Consider the following 16,483-nt stretch of genomic DNA (forward strand, 5'->3'; position numbering starts at 1 on the left):
TCGTACCTGTAGCACCCGTGCGTACGGTGCATTACAACTTACGCCCTTCGGTGCGTGCGTCGATGCCAACGCACGAGCTTGCCTCGTGCGCTAGATTGACGTCCGCAAGGAGGGCAAACTGCTGATCTGGAAGGGACATTTCAACGCCCCGAAGGATCGGCAATGACCGGGCCGGAAGCCCGGTCGAGCCGTTCAAATCCATGCCGCCCATAAAACCCCGCGTGTCCTGGGTTTTTCCCAGGACACGCTCTTCCCGGCTCCAAACGGAGCCGCGATTTATGGAGCAACGACGCCATGAGACGCGCCGAAACGATAGACCTCAATACCATCAATCCCGCATCCGTCGCCCTGCCCCCGCAGGGCGAAAGAATGATCCACGACAGCGAAGCGAAAGGACTATCTCTGCGCCTTCGCGCCACCGGCGCACGCACTTGGGTCGTGAAGGAAAAAGTGGGCGGCAAAACCACCTCCCGCACACTGGGACTGGTCGCCCTAATACCCCTCGCCACCGCCCGCCATATGGTCGCAGCGCAACCCCTCCTCCCCCACAACGATACCAACGTCCCTACTTCCGCGCCCTTGTTCAGCCCAGACGCCCGTATTTGGGAAGTGATGCCGCACTTCCTCGCGATGGGCGAAACTGGACGATGGAAACCCAGCACAGTTCGCAAAATGCGGGCGGCGGCTCACACGCATATCCTGCCGTTGCTCGGGCTGCGAAAGGTCCGCGACCTCGAACCGGAAGAAGTGGCGCGGTGGCAAATGGACGTTGCCGCCAAGAGCACCGCTGTGCGCATGGCGCTCTCCACGCTTTCTGGTTTGATGCTCTATGCGGAAGACCATGGCCTTCGCGATCCCGGCTGCAATCCTTGTCGGGGGCTTCGGAAGAAGCAGAGAAGCAAGCGCGGGCAACTTCTCCCGACTGCTACTGTGCGCCGCCTTTGGACGGCCCTCGACAGGCTACACGATGCCATGCCCAACGCCTGTGATGCGGTGCGTTTACTCCTCCTGACCGGGGCAAGGCGCAGCGAGATATTATCCCTCGAATGGGATCGCATCATCGGTCCCCGTGCTGTGCTGCAGGATTCCAAAACCGGGCCTCGGACAATCTGGCTCAACGCCCCTGCCCGCATGATCCTCGATACGCGCCGGGAGATGATCACCGGCAGATATGTGTTTCCTGCCGCAAGGATGGACGGGCCAATGAGGGTTCTGGATCATGCGTGGTCTATGATCCGCAAAAAGGCTCAGCTTGGCACTCTGCGCGTGCATGATCTTCGCCATCACTTCGCTTCTGTCGGGGTGTCCAACGGGATTGACCTGCGGCTGGTCGGGCAGCTTCTGGGACATCAGGATATAGATTCCACGCTTGGCTATGCCCATCTCCCAACCGCCGCTCTCACAAAATCGGCAACGCGCATATCTGGCCGACTGGATCGTTCTCTACGTGGTCAGCACTCGGACACGACGACGCGCAGACGCACCTTACGGACAGCTGCGGTTGTTTCGTCCAACGTAGCGATGGAGGCGGCGCATGGCTAACCTCCTCCTTCCGCTGACGGATGCCATTTGCCAGCGAGCCAAGCCCGAAACAAAGGAGTACGCGCTTCGCGATCAGCGTCAGCCGGGCCTAGCGCTTCGTGTCCAGCCTAGCGGGACACGAAGCTGGACTATGCGGACCCGTTTTAAGGAAAAGGCGGTCCGGCATTTCCTTGGCAATTTCCCTGATGTGTCGGTCAAAGCCGCTCGCCAGATAGCCAACGCGCTGCTTGCCGGAGATGCCGATGCGCCACCTGTCAGGTCCGTTGCTCCGTTTTTCGAAGCGTTTCAGGTTGAGCATGAGCGGCGCGCCGGAGCCTTCTATAAGCCGCAAGGGCTACGCGCCTATCAAACCTATGTGCGGTGCCAATTGCTGCCCGCCTTTGGCGGCAAACGGATTGATGCCATCGCCCGCCAAGATGTTGTTCGCTGGTTTGAAGGATATAGTCTGACTCGGCCCGGCGGCGCTAATCGCGCCTTGGGTATCCTTGGCGCTATGCTGGGGCGGGCAAAGGCATGGGGCTATATGCCAGATGGTTGGCGCAACCCAGTGTTGGGCATCAGATTGAACCGGCGCAGGATCGTCGGCACCTTCGTGAGCGATAGCGAAATGGCCCGGCTCGGTGCCGTACTGGACGAAAAAATAGCCGAAGGCTGCAACGCTGCTGCCCTCCTCCGCTTCCTGACATTGACCGGATGCAGAGTCAGTGAAGCGATCGATCTGGAATGGCAGGACGTTTTACCGGATCGGCTACGGTTGAGGGATAGCAAGACAGGTCCGCGCGATGTCCCCTTGGGTTCCTCGGTTCGGGGTTTCCTCAAATCGCACCGCACTGAGCTAACCCGTCGCGGCCTCGGTCGTCTGCGGCATGTATTCCCCCTGTTCGGGGCGCAGCGATATCAAGGGGTGCGCTCGGTCTGGCACGCCGTCCGCCGACAGGCAAAGCTACCTCCGGCGCTTCGTATCCATGACCTGCGGCACAGCTTTGCCAGCCATGCGGTTATGTCAGGCGAAACGCTGTTCGCAACGTCTCGTCTGCTCGGCCATAGCCGCATACAAATGACGGCGCGTTATGCTCATCTGGCGGACGACGCGATGCTTTCGGCTGCGGAGAAAATCGGGGCAATCATTGCGCGCAATTGCACCATCAAGCGATCTGACCTAGCCGCCATTACAGGCGGCACAGCCACAGCTATGAACACCACCCGATTGAAGAACGTCGAGGCACCTCTTTCCACCGCTCATGACGACGAGGGAGGCCGCCATGAGTGAGGACGAACGTCAGAGAGACGAGCGTATCAAAGCCGCCTTGGAAGCGCTCCCAGACCGGACATATCGAATTTTCTTTCTGAATATGGTCGAGAAAATGAGCCACGTTGAAATTGCGAAGCAGGAATGGATGTTCGTCTGGCAGGTGCGACGGCATATGCGTCGCGCAATCCGAGCTATCGCCAAGGCGAGATAGGTTCCCAAAATCGCCTTGCCAGCGCTTAGCGCTTGGCAAGGCGATGTTTTCCAGCGATCTTGAGCATCGATATGAAGACCCTTGACGATCCCGATGTGAAATTACCGGAGCCGAAACGCCGGGAGCTCGCTCATGTCGTGGAGGTCATCCAAGCAGGCTTTGCCCGCGCCATTCGCCACCGGACGATGGAACGGTTCCGCAACGGCAAGCTACTCAAGGTCATCCTTTTCGGGAGCTATGCGCGTGGTGATTGGGTCGAAGACCCTATCGGACGTTACTTCTCCGACTATGACATTCTCGTGGTTGTCGATCATGAGGATTTGACAGAGGTCGCAGAATTTTGGGCTGCGACCGAAGAACGCCTGCTTGGCGATTTAACAGAAGGTAAGGTGCTCCGCACGCCGGTCAGCCTGATCTACCACAGCCTTGACGATGTGAACGAAAAGCTACGGCTCGGGCGCTATTTTTTTATGGATATTTTGAGCGACGGAATCTTCCTGTTCGACGAGCCGGGCCATTCCTTCGCTGAGCCTAAGCGCCTATTGCCCGGTGAAGCTTTGCAGGAGACCCGTCACTTTTTCGAAGAGTGGTTTGAAAGTGCTTCCAAGTTCAAAAGAGCATCCGACTTTCTGATCCAAGATTGCGCTCCTAAAGAGGCCGTGTTCAACCTACATCAAGCGACTGAGCGCCTTTATCATTGCGTATTTTTAGTCCGCACCCTCTATAGCCCTAAGACGCATAATCTGAATCGGCTTCGCGCGTTGACGGAACAGTTAGAACCCGACCTCCGGTCGGTATGGCCGAATGAAAACCGGCTTCAAAAGCGCGCTTATAATCTACTTCGTGAGGCATACATCAAGGCTCGCTATTCTCGCGATTATGAAATTTCTGGCGACGAATTGGCATGGCTCTCTGAGCGGGTGAGTATCTTGCGGGAGCTTGTCCGTCAGGTGGGGATCGACCGCTTGACCAGCCTGGAACAGCTTGACCGTTAGAAGCGCGGGAAGTGCAAACAGGGAGCGGCAACTTGCTACATCACCTTCCTTGCGGAGCCCCGGCAGGGTCATGAACATCAAAACACGGACAATCGCACGATAGAATTTCAATTCGGATGCGAACCGAATTGAATTATCAGTGAGCTTGCTTCAGAACTGCGGAATGTCAGCAGCCGCATTCAATCGATACTCATTTGCTCGTGCCCTTCGGGCGGGAGATTCATCCCGTTTCGGCGTGGATCTTAAAGAAGATAGAGACGCAGAAATCGCGCGGGCGATCGAATGTGCAAGAGACCTAACTGGACTTACAGACTATGTAGACGTGACGGTCGCTGGAAAGTCGTGCGTCAGCTACAGCGAATATCCAATCACGCTCGTTCTCAGATCACTAGCAAACAACATAAAGTACAGAACTCATGTGAAGATGCCGAGCAGGCAAGATATAGTGAAGGGCGTCATTCAGAGCTTTAAAGATGCTACACCGATGGCCGCGCATAGAAGGGACATCAAAAGCTTTTATGAAAGCATTCCGCTTGACATTATCAAGGATCGCTTAATTGGTACGGCTACATTATCGCCATCCGCCACTAAGGCACTTGAGTCATTTCTAGATATACATTGTCACGGTCAAACGCATGGTGTCCCGCGCGGCCTTTCCATAAGTGCCGTTTTAGCTGAAGTTGCCATGCAAGAATTTGACAAACAGGTCAAATTGCATCCTTCAGTATATAGATACTTTAGGTTTTCTGATGATATGCTAATTTTCAGTTATGAAACTGACTTCGATCTAGATAAATTTTTGAATGAGATACTGCCGTCCGGCCTCTCGCTCAACAAGCGCAAAAATGAAAAAATAATATTCCGAAATCGGAAGAAGGATAAATCCTATCAGTCCATAGAGTATCTTGGATATGACTTCCATGTCTCTGAAAAAATCGAACGTGATACGCCAAATCCAAGGCAGATTTCCGTTTGCATCGCTGATAGTAAAATCAAAAAGATGAAATCTAGGATCATTCTTTCGTTAAAAGATTTTAGGAAAAATCCCGACCCCGCCCTTTTGGTCGATAGAATAAAATTTCTGACATCCAACTATAGCGTTCGACGTACCGGCATAAATGTAATTGGCCCCAAAAGGTCAGTTAGGTCTGGTATATTTTTCAACTATAACCTTTGCAAATCTGCAGACATTCCTGAAGTTCCTGACTATAAGAAATCACTTAAGCATTTGGACGGATTTTTGAATAGTATAATTTTTTCGCCAAATAGCGAGTTTTTTGCGGCAACTTCTACAAAGCTGTCGCATTTACATAAACAGATGATCAAGGAATGCTCATTTTTAAAAGGCTTTGAAGTTCCAATGATGGCAAAATTCAAGCCTCAAAGAATTGGTGCAATTAAATCTGCGTGGGCATATGCAAGATACTGATTATGTTAGCCGTAAGTTTCGTGCAGTTTTAACCGAAGTTTTACCGCACGAGCTTCCGATTATATTTACTAATGATTTCTTCTATCTCTCGTTGATTGAGAAGAATGTGCCCCCCGCTTTGGCAGAATGCCTGGCGGAGCTTCGGGCACTCAAGAGATCGGATCAGCGTAAGTATGCCAAGCCGTATGAGTACGTGATACGAAAGGACCGCGGCGGTTCGACCTTTCTCGGTCTCATGCACCCCAACAGCCAACTCGACGCTGCCGAATTTTACAACGCCTTCGCTGAAACTTTGATCGCTGCGTGCGGTATAAGCCCAGCCTCCTTAAGGCGCCCCACATCAATCGCCTCCCGGACCACGGCGAACCGATTGGAAGATTATGTCAAACGCGGCGAGGCGGATGTCCACGGCGAATCCGAACCCGACACGAAGGAGCTGCGAAATATCGTATCATTTTTCGTGTATAGAGACATAAATCTACTGTCGAAATTTTTCGATAGCAGCATGTACCTGTCTCTGGAAAAGAAGTTCAGTAAATTAAGAACGCTTGATATATCGAAATGTTTTCATAGCATATACACGCATTCTGTAACTTGGGCTGTCAAGAATAAAGATTTTTCTAAAGAGAATTCTTCACTTTTTGCGTTCGAACAGCAGTTCGATCGCCTGATGCAGCGCCAGAACTATAACGAGACTAATGGAATTATAATAGGACCGGAGCTATCGCGGTTGTTCGCTGAAGTTATATTTCAGCGAATTGACCTAAATGTCATAGAATCGGCCAAAAAATCCAAATTAAATTATGGAATAGATTTCGAATTTAAGAGATACGTAGATGATTATTTCGTATATGCGAACGATACGGAGATAATTGATTTAATAGAGCAAATCATACAAGAAGAAGCCTTCAAATATAAGCTTCATATCAATGAAGGAAAATCTGACAATTTCACTCGCCCGTTCGTGACTCCGCTTTCTTCCGCAAAACGGGAGATTCATCGTGTCATGTATGAATTAAAAGACACGGTTGATGAACTCCATGGAGGATTAGAAGCCGAAAAATTCCGCTTCATCACTCGTCGAGTTAAAAGCAAAACCCTGGAATCTCGCCTCATTATTGGTGAGCATGGCATTGGTTTCCATAATGTTAGCGGATGGGCGCTTTCGTTGCTGCGCGTTATGATTTTTGATCTAGCAAAGAGCGCTAAGGGATTACGCGATATAAAAGAAGATGACGACAAATGCGGTTATATTGAACGCGGTCTGCACGCATTATTCTCATTAGTTTTCTATATTTCTAGCCTCGATATAAGAGTAACGACCACATACTCTATCGGAAGCATATTGACTGTTTTGACTACAAAAGGGTTTGATAAGATACGCAAGAGGTCGGACTGGATTGATCACTTCGTTCAAAAGGAAATGATTGACCTTCTTGTTGCGTCACACTCTGCGTTCTATAGAAAAATGAAACGATCTGATGCCGTCGAGACGTTTAATTTAATATTGCTCGGATCGCATTATTTAGGAAGTAATTTTTACGATCGGATAGAAGTTAGATCGGTTATTAATGATATTCTTGGTTGCGATATATCGTACTTTTCTTTTATAACTTTGAAGTTTGTTTTTCTGAAAGATAAATCTAAGTTTTCAAATGAGTTATCGAAATTGAACTCTAAGGCTATCGATTTCGTAAAGATGGAAAAATCAAAGTTATCAGTTGATGCGGAGAGCTATTTGATTTTGAGCGATCTGCTCAGTTCGCCTGATTTAACGAACGATGAAAAGCGAAATATTTGGAGTGACGTACTTCCAGGCAGCCCTTCGAACGCGAAATTGGATTTTTTGAAAACAAGGTGCGGTTTTGTGGACTGGAATGGAATTCGGATGACCCAATTATTAATGAGAAGAAGGTTGCGACCTGTATATGAATAAGCGATAGGGGCTGCGGGAAGGTGTCGGCGCTGAAGATATCTGCTTGCCCGCACGGTCTCTAAGGAGACTGTGGATGGTCAAGTAGTTTACCGTCAGGGCGGGGGGTTTCTGATCTTGCGCATTTGAGGGGGTTCCACATCGTTGGAACACACACCATGCAGCGTGCGGACACCTTCCTATTCGTTAGCATTTCAGGTTAAGATACTATCTTACCGTGGAGGAGAGACTCTTTCGGGCTGTGCTATCTTGACCACATACGATGTATCGCGCAAAATGTGTCCTGAGAGGCTATGGGAAATATGCATAACCTCTTGAAATTCCGCCCTTTATGGGCAGCACGGGTGCGTACGGTGCATTACAAACGGCTCCGGCCGTGCGTCCCCCTCTCGCAGCGCGCTTTGCCGCTGCGCCAGCCTCGAGCCGGAAGGCGCGGGCCCTATCGCGTTGCTCTCCCTTGGCTCCACGGGCAACTCGGCCGTGGGGGTTCGACGCCCCCATGGCCGTGCCACGATTGGGCATAGCAAGGAGGGCCATGCGACCCTCCCCCGGTTCAGATTTCGTCAATAAGCGTGCCCGGCACAGTGTGGACGATGCGATCGATGATTAGCTGAGGCAGCACCCCATAGTCCCCTTCGTCGATGACGATGAAGCCATCCTCTCCGTTCTCCAGGACGTGCTGGTCGAAGTAGCTGCAAGCTGCGCGACGCTGCGCTGACTGGAGTGCGGCAAGGAAAGTGCTGGGGTTGTAAGCGGCGTTGGTCTGCATCGGAGCCTCCTTCAAATCGAAAAGACGAAGGCTTCCGCGTCGGGCCGACGAGCCCGGGTCAAGGAGCGCCGGCGCAGCCGGCGACCGCGCAGCGGGTGGTGGGGGAACCGATTTTCTCAGGGACGGAACGGAGCGAAGCGCAGTGGAGGCCCTGCGAAAATTGGGGGGACCACCGATCCTTGAGGCGGGCGCTGGCGGCCTGGCACAATCGGACTATTATGAGAGAGTGTGTTTCCCTGCCCGGCGATGCGTAGCGCCGCACGGACCGGCGGGTTCGTGCGATACGCGAGCGAGCCGGGCAGTTCCCCTATGCCATCAGGGATGACGCCCGCAGGGACAGCAATGTTCGGCTATGCCGGTGAGAAAACAGGTGCCCGGCTCGTGATAAGGCTCCTCCTCACCATCATCATATCCAAATTCGTAGGCGATCTCGGCGGCTGCGCCGCGCAGTTCGTCAGGGAGCTTCTCCATCATCCCTGTCACCTCCGCGTTGATGCGCTCAACAAAGAGCGCGTCAGATAGGCCGCATCCCCGCTGCGCCCTGTCCGCCGCAATCTCCAACTGTTCCCGAAAGATCGAAAGCGGGTCGCCTGCTCTGGTCGCGGTGTGTTTGGTTGGAACGGTCATGACCATCTCCATTGCAAGGAAAGAGCATGACCGGGATCGGGGAGCGATCCCGGTCGAGTGACGCATTTCAAGAGGTTGACTGTTCCGCCTTCGGCGGGCCGGATTGGCTTCGGGTCAGGTGTCGGATCAGGGCTTGTGCATGAATGATCGACCCCGCGCCGCGCGCTGCCTCGGCCCATTCGGACAACGGCACCATCGCGTCAAAACCGATATCCCGCTCGATCCGCAGGCCGAAAGGAAGACGGATTTCGGTGATCTCCCGCAGGCTGAAATAGCCCAGTTCCGGGCATCCAAAGCCAAGGTCCGCAAGCCCGAACAAGGTGTCGCCATCCTCGAGAAGTTCGGTCGCAAGCCATGTCGCCGCACCGACCGGATTGAAGAATTTGACGACCGGGACATGGTCGGGATCGCGCTCGCCATTCCCCTGTGCGGCGCGGCTGGAAACACAGTTCGCCGTCAGGACAGCAATATGGTTGGGTTCAAGGATGATCATGCGGCCAGCCTCCCCTCGCTCACTCTGTCCTCTCCCGCCTCTGTCGGGGGAAGAAAATTCATGAGATAGTCGGCGGCCTTGCTGGCCTGACTGGCCGCCCGAAAAATCGCCTTGCTGTCTTCTCGAAGGACCGACAGCCACGAGCCGATATAGTCGGCATGCCGCACGGTCGGGACGATGCCCAGTTCGGCGCAAAGGAAGGCGCTCGCCATTTCCGCGACCAGTTCCTCGCGGGCATATTCAGGGCTGCCAAAACTCGTCTTGGGAAGCCGATCAAGCCGCGAGGGGTGGCCACTCCAATGCCCTAGCTCATGAAGCGCCGTCCGATACCAGTTGATCGGCTCATAATAGATATGGGGCGGCGGGACGACGATATGGTCGAAGGCGGGGGCATAATAGGCTTCGTCGCCGCCGATCCTGATATCCGCGCCACTCGCCTCGATCAGCGCGTCGGCGCGGGGGATTAGCACCGCCTCATTGCGGGTGACCGGGCCGTTTGCGCTGTCGTCGTCCAACCCCTCGCACTGGTCGAGATTGAAGACGGTGAAGCGCTTCAGGAAAGCGATCTGGCGCGGCTCCTCCCCGCCGCTGGCCTGCTCGGCGTCGTTGCGCTTTGGTATGAACTTATCGGCATAGCAGACGGTCGTCCCCTGCTCGCCCTTGCGGACATGGCCACCCATGGCGAGGGCCTGACGATAGGTAACCCAGCGCTGCCAATGGAAGCGGCGGTCAAAAACCATGTGCCACAGAATGAGGACGTTGATTCCCGAATAGCAGCGGCCCGTCTGCCCATTACGCGGCAACCCCAACGGAACGCGGCCATCATCCCATGGCTTCACCCAAGGCAGGATGCCTTCCTCCAGCTGCGCAATGATCTGGTCCGTCACCTCACTATAGAGGGTGGAACCATGGCGCTGACCTTTGTCCTGAAAACCCATTTCCTTTCTCCCTTCGCATCACACCGACCGCCGGAGCGGCGGGGGTGGGCGACAGGCGCGAACCGGCAATCCCACCGATCGAGGCGGGCAGCACCCGAAGGGCCGCAACGGCAGTGGAGGAGATGGGGCGAAGCCCCGTCTTGCGGCTCGCCGCGGGGGGACTAGAGGGCAGCGACGCCCACACCCGTCGCATCGACGGTCGGCTTTGCCGACGCCATCGGGCCGGAGGTCCGATGACCGCAGCAGACAGCGTCAGCCTGTCTTCCCGCGCAGCGAGCGGGACATATCGACGCCCCATCGCAGCATGACGTCGGATCGACGAACAAAGCTGGCCCTTGCCCTCCTCTTGGCCAACATGCGTCCACGGTGTCACGAAGGAGACGGATAGCCATCCCCCCGGCTTATGCCGTCCTGAAACGCCAAGGCCGGGCGGCGCAGCCGCCCGGCCGAATTTCTCCCGCCCCCACTGTCACCTCACCCGTCCCGGTTCACCGCCTTGTCCAGATGGGCCAGCGCGGCGGCAAAATGGTCCTCTACAGCGAGGACGGAACAGCCAAGGCGATAGGCGATCTCAGGGAAGGTGAAGTCGTCGCGGCTGTGGAGATAGAAGACGATCCGGGGGATCGGGGCGAGGGTTGCAAGGCCGATCTGGAAGCGCTCGGCCAGTGCGCCTTCGGGTCTGCGTCCGGGCATGGCAATATCCTTGTCGATGAGAATGAGCGGGGGACGCGCTGCCCCCCGCTCCGCTTCGTTCAGGCAGCAAGCTGACCGGGTTCCTCTTCATCACCCTCGGTATCGTCGGCAGTTGGCGTGGGGTCACCCTTTCCAACCGGTTCGAGCAATGGCGCTTCTGGTTGCAGCGCCTCGACCTCCGCTTCAGGCTCGGCCTCCGGCTCGGGTGCAAGCAGCGCCTGCATGGCGTCCCATTGCGCCATCATCGCCACGCCGCCGCGCGCCGTGTAGGCGCTGGGCGGGAAAGCCATCCAGCGGGGTGCCCAGCCGACGCGCTTCTCGCGTCCACGCCTGCCTTCGAGACAGTCGGCGATGATCAACCGCTGGACCTTGCCGGTCGCCTTGGCGTTGGCCTGCGCCACATCCTCGCCCGCGACTTCGGCAAGAATGGCATTCACCACCTCCTTGTCGCCAAGCAGGTCGACAAGGGCGATGTCCGGTTCCCAGCAAAGGGTCATGTCGACTTCGAGATACTGGCCGAGCAGTTCGATGATCGGCGTACCTGCTTCCAGCGTCTCGGCCATGACCACCGAGAGGATCGTCATCACCGCCTTGTCGTCGAGGGTCAGCAGCTTGAGGAACAGCCGCCCGAGATCGCGGGATCGCTTGCCGCCTGCGACCGACACTTCATCCTCGTCCATCTCCAGTGCGGCGAGGGCCTCGCGCCGATAGATATCGATCGAGCCTTCGCCCAGCGAGTTCTCGATGCTTTCGCTGATCGCGTCAGATCGTCCCCGCCGGGTCTGGATATCGACGCCCCAAAGATTCGATCCGGCAATCGCATGGGCGACCATCAGACGGAGCGCGATAGCGGGCGCTTCTGCCAGCCTTGCCGAGACAGCGGCATAGCGATGGAGGGTCACATAATTGTCGAGAGGCGCAGAAAGTTCGGGCCGGACCTTGCGTTCAACGGCTTCGCCTTTCTCGACCCTTCGCGCTTCCTTCGTGGTGACATAGCCTTCATGGAAGGTCACACCGCCCCGGCTGTCGATGGCGATATAGACGCGCCCGCCCTTCTTTTTTGCAAGACGCTCATGGTCCCATGTATGGAAATATTCGCCCGGTTCGAGGATAGCGACATCCTGCCAGCCCTCGTCGCGATAGGCGTCCGCCTTCATCTCGACCGCCGCTCGCTGAGCCTGCCAGAATTGTTCGGAACTGGCGAAATAGCTGTCTTCGCCAAACAGGTCGGAAACGATGCCGCCGCTATAGACCTCCAGCGGAAACAGGGCGACGCTGGTGGGGATGGATGCACCGCCGAACAGCCATTCCTTGAGCCTGTGGCCGACCGGTGCATAGGCATCTTCATCGTCCAGCAGTTTCAGCCAGTCGCGCTGCTGGGCTTTGGACGCAAGGGTCAGATGCCGCACCGTCGTAACGTCGATATGGCCGCCCTTATAGAGGTTGCGGATGCGGGGCAGGAGATTGCCGAGCGCAAGGGTCCGCTTCACCTGCAAGGCCGTGAGGCCGAATGTGTTGGAGATATCCTCCGGCGTCCGTCCTTCCTTGACCAGCCGGGTGAAATTCTCCCAGCGCGTCACCTCGTCGGGATCGAGCCGGGCGATATTCTCGATGATGGAGGCTTCGAGCGCGGCGGCGTCATCGCCTGCGGCCATCACAGCGCAGGGCAGCGGATCACCGATCCCGCCATTTTCCTCCGCGACGATGAGGGCTGCATGATAGCGCCGCTTGCCAGCGATGATCTCATAGGTTTCGGGCGACCCATTCTGCCGCACGATGAGTGGGACCAGCACGCCCCTCGCCCGGACGGACGGCAGAATATTGGTGAGGTCGGGGGCCTTCTTGATTCCGCGCATGTTGGTTGCGGAAACGGCCAGATTGGCGATGTCGATATGCTTGAGTTCCATGTCTTCTTTCCTTCTCTCTAACGCCACCGGCCCCGGCGAAAGCGGGGTGGGCGGCAAGAGCGAACCGGAAGGCCCGACGAAGGAGGCGGGCCGCATCCGAAGGACCGTAACGCAAGTGAAGGAGCCGGCTCGGCCGGCTTGCAGCCCGCCGCGACGGGCCTAAAGGGTAGCGACGCCCACGCCGCTTTGGCCGCGGCCGAACCAAGCTACGCCAGCGCGCGGCAGCGCGATGCCCGCTGCCAGCGTCAGGGATCGTCGCCCGTAGGGGCGAGACGGCCCGGGGCCGGCTCGACGGAGCGGCACGCGAAGCAGAGCCCGGCCCCCATCTTGGGGGGACGCCGAGATTCCAGTGCTCAAAGATGGTGAAAATAACCGCACCGCCTCTGTCAAAACCATTGTCCGGGCAAAGCGCCCCTGGTTACGGATAGCCATGGCCAAAGGCAGACCACAGAATTTTCAGAAGACCGATCGCAAGCCCCGGCGCGAGCCGACACGTGATTTTGCCGACCTCGTGCGCGAGAGCCAGCCTAGCGAGAAATTGCTTCCCCTCACCCATATGACGGATGCCTATCGCTTTCGATCCATCATGAAGATGGGAACGCTCGAACCTTCACTATGCGATGTGTTCGAGGAGGAACAGCTTCTCTATTTCTTCTACGGCAGGCCCTCCTATCGGGCGACCGCGCAGGCACAGAGCAATGGCATGGATTTCTATGCGCCGATCTGTCTTGTTCTCAAGCCAGGGACCGTCGCGCCGCACCGTATCTATCCCTTCGACAGCGGCGCATTCCATCACAAGCGCTTCAGCGACTTCACCTGCCACGCGATGATCAAGGAGGATTTTGAACTCGATTGCGAAGCTGACACGCCCGGGCGGCTCATCAACCTCTTCTGGCTCGGCGAACAGGCCTATTTCAACAACAGGGGACATGCCGACTTCAAGCCCGATGCCTTCGCCTTCGAAGCACAATCCTATCATGAGCTCATCCGGCACAAGGGAAGCGCGGGCTTCGACGAGCGGGCCTCGTCTATCGAGATTCAGTCCAGTCAGCCGATCGCGCTCGGAGAAAATACGATCGCGGTCATCCTGCCATCCAATTTCGCGACCGACCAGGCAATCGCCGCGATCGATGCCCTGGGTGCGATCATATTGCCCTATGACCATGTGAACCGCACATCGCCCGGCGAGAATATAGGCCTCATCTACACCATCGTGCGCGAACTGTTGAGCGGTCGTCATGGCAAGGTGAGCTATTGGTGAGCGACACCGCGCGCCTTGTCGGCTATCTTGCTCCTTCTGCCGAGCAGGAGGGCTTTGTGCTCCCGGTCTTTCGAACGGACGGAGCCAATGGGCTCTGTATTCAGCAGATCGGCCACGACGGCATCATCATTGGCTTCGAACAGATTTTTCCTGAAGCCCTATGTGATGCGCCGAGCGGCACGTCCGTCATGGTTGCGACAGGAGAGCCCTCGCTATGGGGGTTCACCGACCGGTCGGGCGCAGCCATATTCGAGCAGCGACAGGGCCTCGAACGTCGTCTTCGTAAGGAACTTTCCGAGGAAAGAGATCCGTTTCTCCAACTCCAGATAGCCCGCTTTTGCGGTGCCGAGGCAGAACTTGCAGGCGCCTGGTCCGCTGCTTTCAGCCGGCTCGAACGCCATTCGCCTAAGAGCGCGTTGGCCTGGCGAGACATGGTCGTGCTACCCGCAGCCATAAGATCGGCAGTTGCACAGGTCGCGTCCGATCATGGTCTGGGAGATGATGAACGCGACTGGGACGAGGCGATAGAGACGCTGACACGCAATGACAGGCTGCATCTTGTCCTGGCTCCCGATCTGTACCGACTGTTCAAGGATGTTCCCTCCGCACGTGAACAGCTTGAGGATCAAACGAAGCTGGTCCGACGCGCCTTCGACCTGAGAACCGACCGCCTCCTCATCCGGCAATTGATCAGCCCCTACCGACAGGAAGCGTTGTCATCGGCAGCCGGCAGGTCGCGGTTCAGTCTCCTCTCGCTGGGTCGCATGGCCGAGAACGTGACGTCCAATCTGTTTCCAAGGATAGTGAACGACCGGACCTTTTTGGGCAGAAAACCTCCAGGCAGACAGTCTCCACCCGATGTCGTCATGGTCGTGCAGAACCATGAGATAGCCCATGTCACCCAACTTCCCTGTGACCTTGGATCGCTTGATTTCGGCAAGCCGGACGAGCTGTTCATTATGTTCGAGATGGGCATCGACCATCTGCGCTATGTCGAGTTGGCCTGCACCCTCGCGACACAATATCGTGGTCGCGGCATGCGCGTAACCGCGATCATTCCGCATCTTCCGGACCATCTGTTCGAGCCTGCAGAGCACAGCGCTGACATACCGACTCAACTCTCCGAAGCGTTCAGTGCCATATGGTTTCTGAGCGACCGCAGCGCCGATGTTCGGCAGACCCTGCCCTATGGACCGGGCCGCTCACCGTTGGCCGCATCGCGCCATCTTGAATTTCTGCTTGGTCATCGGTCCGAATGGAAGGAAGAGATTGCCCGCCCCTATGGCGTGGACGTCATCGTTGCGGGTTCGGCGGCAGGAGCCAGAAGGATATCGGTACTTCTGGAGCACGCCTTTTTGCGGCTTCTCCATGCCGAATTCGCTTTGGAGGACGCCTATGAGTTGGTGGTCGCGACTGGAGTTGCGCCCGAGCGGCACAAGCAGGAGATCGAGGCATTTGCCGAGCACCTGTTTCCTCAGGCAAGCCTCATGCTCGCGCCTGTCATGCGGGTATCGGGCGGCCACGGCGAGGTGGTGCTCGCGGCAAAGGTGCCATCAATGCGGGCGGTGTCGGATCGCCATTTCGAGGAAGTCTGTGCCCGACAGCTCATCAGGGCGAACTGGGAGATACTGGAAAGCCTCGACGATGGCCCCGGCTTTGTCATGGTCGAGGGAGAGGAGCGTTATGAGGTCGAATGCCGGCTCAGTTCCAGGTCCTACGACGCAAATCGAGATAATGGCGACACTCGCGGCTGGGGCGGCGACAATATCATCGTCGTAGGCGAGCCTGTGCGGCAAAGGGCTTTTCTGCGCCATGTCCTGAACGGACGCACGATGATCCATTACAGCCGCATCCCTGCCCTGCGCTCCATAATTCGCAGACGCTACGACTATGCGCTGACCGCGCTGCGACGGGGCCAGATCGATATCGAGCAGGACGTCATCCCGGCATGCCTGAACTGGCTTGCTGTCCAGCAGCAGGTTCACGCCCTGCTTCCCGGTAAAGCGCGCATATCCCTAACCACCCATGAGGCGGCGGCCGAATATCGCATCGGAACCGATTTCCTGTCGCTTGACCTGCCTATGCTCGTCAGCCCGCGATCCACCAGGCGGCAGTCCATCCCTGGACAACCCATCGGCGGACAGGCCGACGCTCCACGATCCTTGGAGCCCCGCGCGGTACGCGCGCCCAAAACGGTGACAGTGACAGCGAGGATCGTACTCCTCCGGAGCGGCTGGGAAATTACGGACCTTGTCAGCGCATGATCGAGAGAAAGATCACAACTTCTGGTTCGACAAGGATCGAGGCGCGATAAGATCGATGTTCGCACGCGCGGGGATTTTGCTCGGGATCCGTGTGAAAAGCGCGGCGTGCATTTCGGGTGGAGGCTTGAGCTCCGTAGCGCGCCTTGGGCTAGCAGACGGAAGAACGGTC

At 56.7% G+C, this 16,483-nt stretch carries 14 protein-coding genes; 8 read left to right on the forward strand and 6 right to left on the reverse strand.

Annotated features, from left to right (window positions below):
* Positions 1 to 294 precede the first annotated feature (294 nt).
* From V473_RS08525 to drt3b, 6 genes are all read left to right on the forward strand, one after another.
* A complete protein-coding gene (locus V473_RS08525) occupies positions 295 to 1,542 on the forward strand; it encodes a site-specific integrase (protein ID WP_066602617.1) in 1,248 nt (415 codons plus the stop codon).
* Positions 1,535 to 2,812, forward strand: a complete 1,278-nt coding sequence (locus tag V473_RS08530) for a site-specific integrase (protein WP_066602619.1) — start codon at positions 1,535 to 1,537, stop codon at positions 2,810 to 2,812. The genes V473_RS08525 and V473_RS08530 overlap by 8 nt, the downstream gene beginning before the upstream one ends.
* Positions 2,805 to 3,005 carry a sigma-70 family RNA polymerase sigma factor gene (locus V473_RS08535; RefSeq protein ID WP_169793925.1) on the forward strand — a complete coding sequence of 67 codons (201 nt, stop codon included), beginning with the start codon at positions 2,805 to 2,807 and terminating at the stop codon, positions 3,003 to 3,005. Before V473_RS08530 ends, V473_RS08535 begins: the two co-directional genes overlap by 8 nt.
* A 71-nt stretch (positions 3,006 to 3,076) precedes the next feature.
* Entirely contained in the window at positions 3,077 to 4,000 is a 924-nt protein-coding gene (locus V473_RS08540) for a HEPN domain-containing protein (RefSeq protein WP_066602624.1), read from the forward strand.
* A gap of 139 nt (positions 4,001 to 4,139) precedes the next feature.
* The gene (gene drt3a, locus V473_RS22865; RefSeq protein ID WP_148648344.1) at positions 4,140 to 5,429 is read left to right on the forward strand and encodes an antiviral reverse transcriptase Drt3a; all 1,290 of its coding nucleotides are present in this window, start codon (positions 4,140 to 4,142) and stop codon (positions 5,427 to 5,429) included.
* Positions 5,392 to 7,365: an antiviral reverse transcriptase Drt3b gene (drt3b, locus tag V473_RS08545; RefSeq protein ID WP_148648345.1), complete on the forward strand. Its 1,974-nt coding sequence runs from the start codon at positions 5,392 to 5,394 to the stop codon at positions 7,363 to 7,365. Before drt3a ends, drt3b begins: the two co-directional genes overlap by 38 nt.
* A gap of 550 nt (positions 7,366 to 7,915) precedes the next feature.
* Here the strand turns inward: drt3b and V473_RS08550 are convergent.
* The 6 genes from V473_RS08550 to V473_RS08575 form a co-directional block, all read right to left on the reverse strand.
* Complete coding sequence (locus V473_RS08550; protein ID WP_066602632.1) at positions 7,916 to 8,131, reverse strand: hypothetical protein; 216 nt, start codon at positions 8,129 to 8,131, stop codon at positions 7,916 to 7,918.
* Between the two features lie 315 nt (positions 8,132 to 8,446).
* Entirely contained in the window at positions 8,447 to 8,758 is a 312-nt protein-coding gene (locus V473_RS08555; protein WP_148648346.1) for a hypothetical protein, read from the reverse strand.
* A gap of 67 nt (positions 8,759 to 8,825) precedes the next feature.
* Positions 8,826 to 9,251 carry a DUF2958 domain-containing protein gene (locus V473_RS08560; RefSeq protein ID WP_066602640.1) on the reverse strand — a complete coding sequence of 142 codons (426 nt, stop codon included), beginning with the start codon at positions 9,249 to 9,251 and terminating at the stop codon, positions 8,826 to 8,828.
* On the reverse strand, positions 9,248 to 10,189 hold the full coding sequence (locus tag V473_RS08565) for an ArdC family protein (RefSeq protein WP_066602642.1): 942 nt from the start codon (positions 10,187 to 10,189) through the stop codon (positions 9,248 to 9,250). The genes V473_RS08560 and V473_RS08565 overlap by 4 nt, the downstream gene beginning before the upstream one ends.
* 474 nt (positions 10,190 to 10,663) lie before the next feature.
* Positions 10,664 to 10,882 carry a sigma factor-like helix-turn-helix DNA-binding protein gene (locus V473_RS08570; RefSeq protein ID WP_066602644.1) on the reverse strand — a complete coding sequence of 73 codons (219 nt, stop codon included), beginning with the start codon at positions 10,880 to 10,882 and terminating at the stop codon, positions 10,664 to 10,666.
* 59 nt (positions 10,883 to 10,941) lie between these two features.
* Positions 10,942 to 12,789, reverse strand: a complete 1,848-nt coding sequence (locus tag V473_RS08575; RefSeq protein WP_082679026.1) for a ParB/RepB/Spo0J family partition protein — start codon at positions 12,787 to 12,789, stop codon at positions 10,942 to 10,944.
* A gap of 430 nt (positions 12,790 to 13,219) precedes the next feature.
* Here V473_RS08575 and V473_RS08580 point away from each other — a divergent pair, with 430 nt between their 5' ends.
* Both V473_RS08580 and V473_RS08585 read left to right on the forward strand, forming a co-directional pair.
* Complete coding sequence (locus V473_RS08580) at positions 13,220 to 14,050, forward strand: hypothetical protein (RefSeq protein ID WP_066602647.1); 831 nt, start codon at positions 13,220 to 13,222, stop codon at positions 14,048 to 14,050.
* Complete coding sequence (locus tag V473_RS08585) at positions 14,047 to 16,314, forward strand: hypothetical protein (protein WP_066602650.1); 2,268 nt, start codon at positions 14,047 to 14,049, stop codon at positions 16,312 to 16,314. Before V473_RS08580 ends, V473_RS08585 begins: the two co-directional genes overlap by 4 nt.
* The last annotated feature ends 169 nt before the right edge of the window (positions 16,315 to 16,483 follow it).

The sequence above is a fragment of the Sphingobium cupriresistens LL01 genome (genome assembly GCF_001046645.1).
GTDB lineage: Bacteria > Pseudomonadota > Alphaproteobacteria > Sphingomonadales > Sphingomonadaceae > Sphingobium > Sphingobium cupriresistens.

Coding starts and splice junctions, on each gene's coding strand:
- V473_RS08525 (WP_066602617.1), top strand. CDS start 295: ATGAGACGCGCCGAAACGATAGACCTCAATACCATCAATCCCGCATCC.
- V473_RS08530 (WP_066602619.1), top strand. CDS start 1,535: ATGGCTAACCTCCTCCTTCCGCTGACGGATGCCATTTGCCAGCGAGCC.
- V473_RS08535 (WP_169793925.1), top strand. CDS start 2,805: ATGAGTGAGGACGAACGTCAGAGAGACGAGCGTATCAAAGCCGCCTTG.
- V473_RS08540 (WP_066602624.1), top strand. CDS start 3,077: ATGAAGACCCTTGACGATCCCGATGTGAAATTACCGGAGCCGAAACGC.
- V473_RS08550 (WP_066602632.1), bottom strand. CDS start 8,131: ATGCAGACCAACGCCGCTTACAACCCCAGCACTTTCCTTGCCGCACTC.
- V473_RS08555 (WP_148648346.1), bottom strand. CDS start 8,758: ATGACCGTTCCAACCAAACACACCGCGACCAGAGCAGGCGACCCGCTT.
- V473_RS08560 (WP_066602640.1), bottom strand. CDS start 9,251: ATGATCATCCTTGAACCCAACCATATTGCTGTCCTGACGGCGAACTGT.
- V473_RS08565 (WP_066602642.1), bottom strand. CDS start 10,189: ATGGGTTTTCAGGACAAAGGTCAGCGCCATGGTTCCACCCTCTATAGT.
- V473_RS08570 (WP_066602644.1), bottom strand. CDS start 10,882: ATGCCCGGACGCAGACCCGAAGGCGCACTGGCCGAGCGCTTCCAGATC.
- V473_RS08575 (WP_082679026.1), bottom strand. CDS start 12,789: ATGGAACTCAAGCATATCGACATCGCCAATCTGGCCGTTTCCGCAACC.
- V473_RS08580 (WP_066602647.1), top strand. CDS start 13,220: ATGGCCAAAGGCAGACCACAGAATTTTCAGAAGACCGATCGCAAGCCC.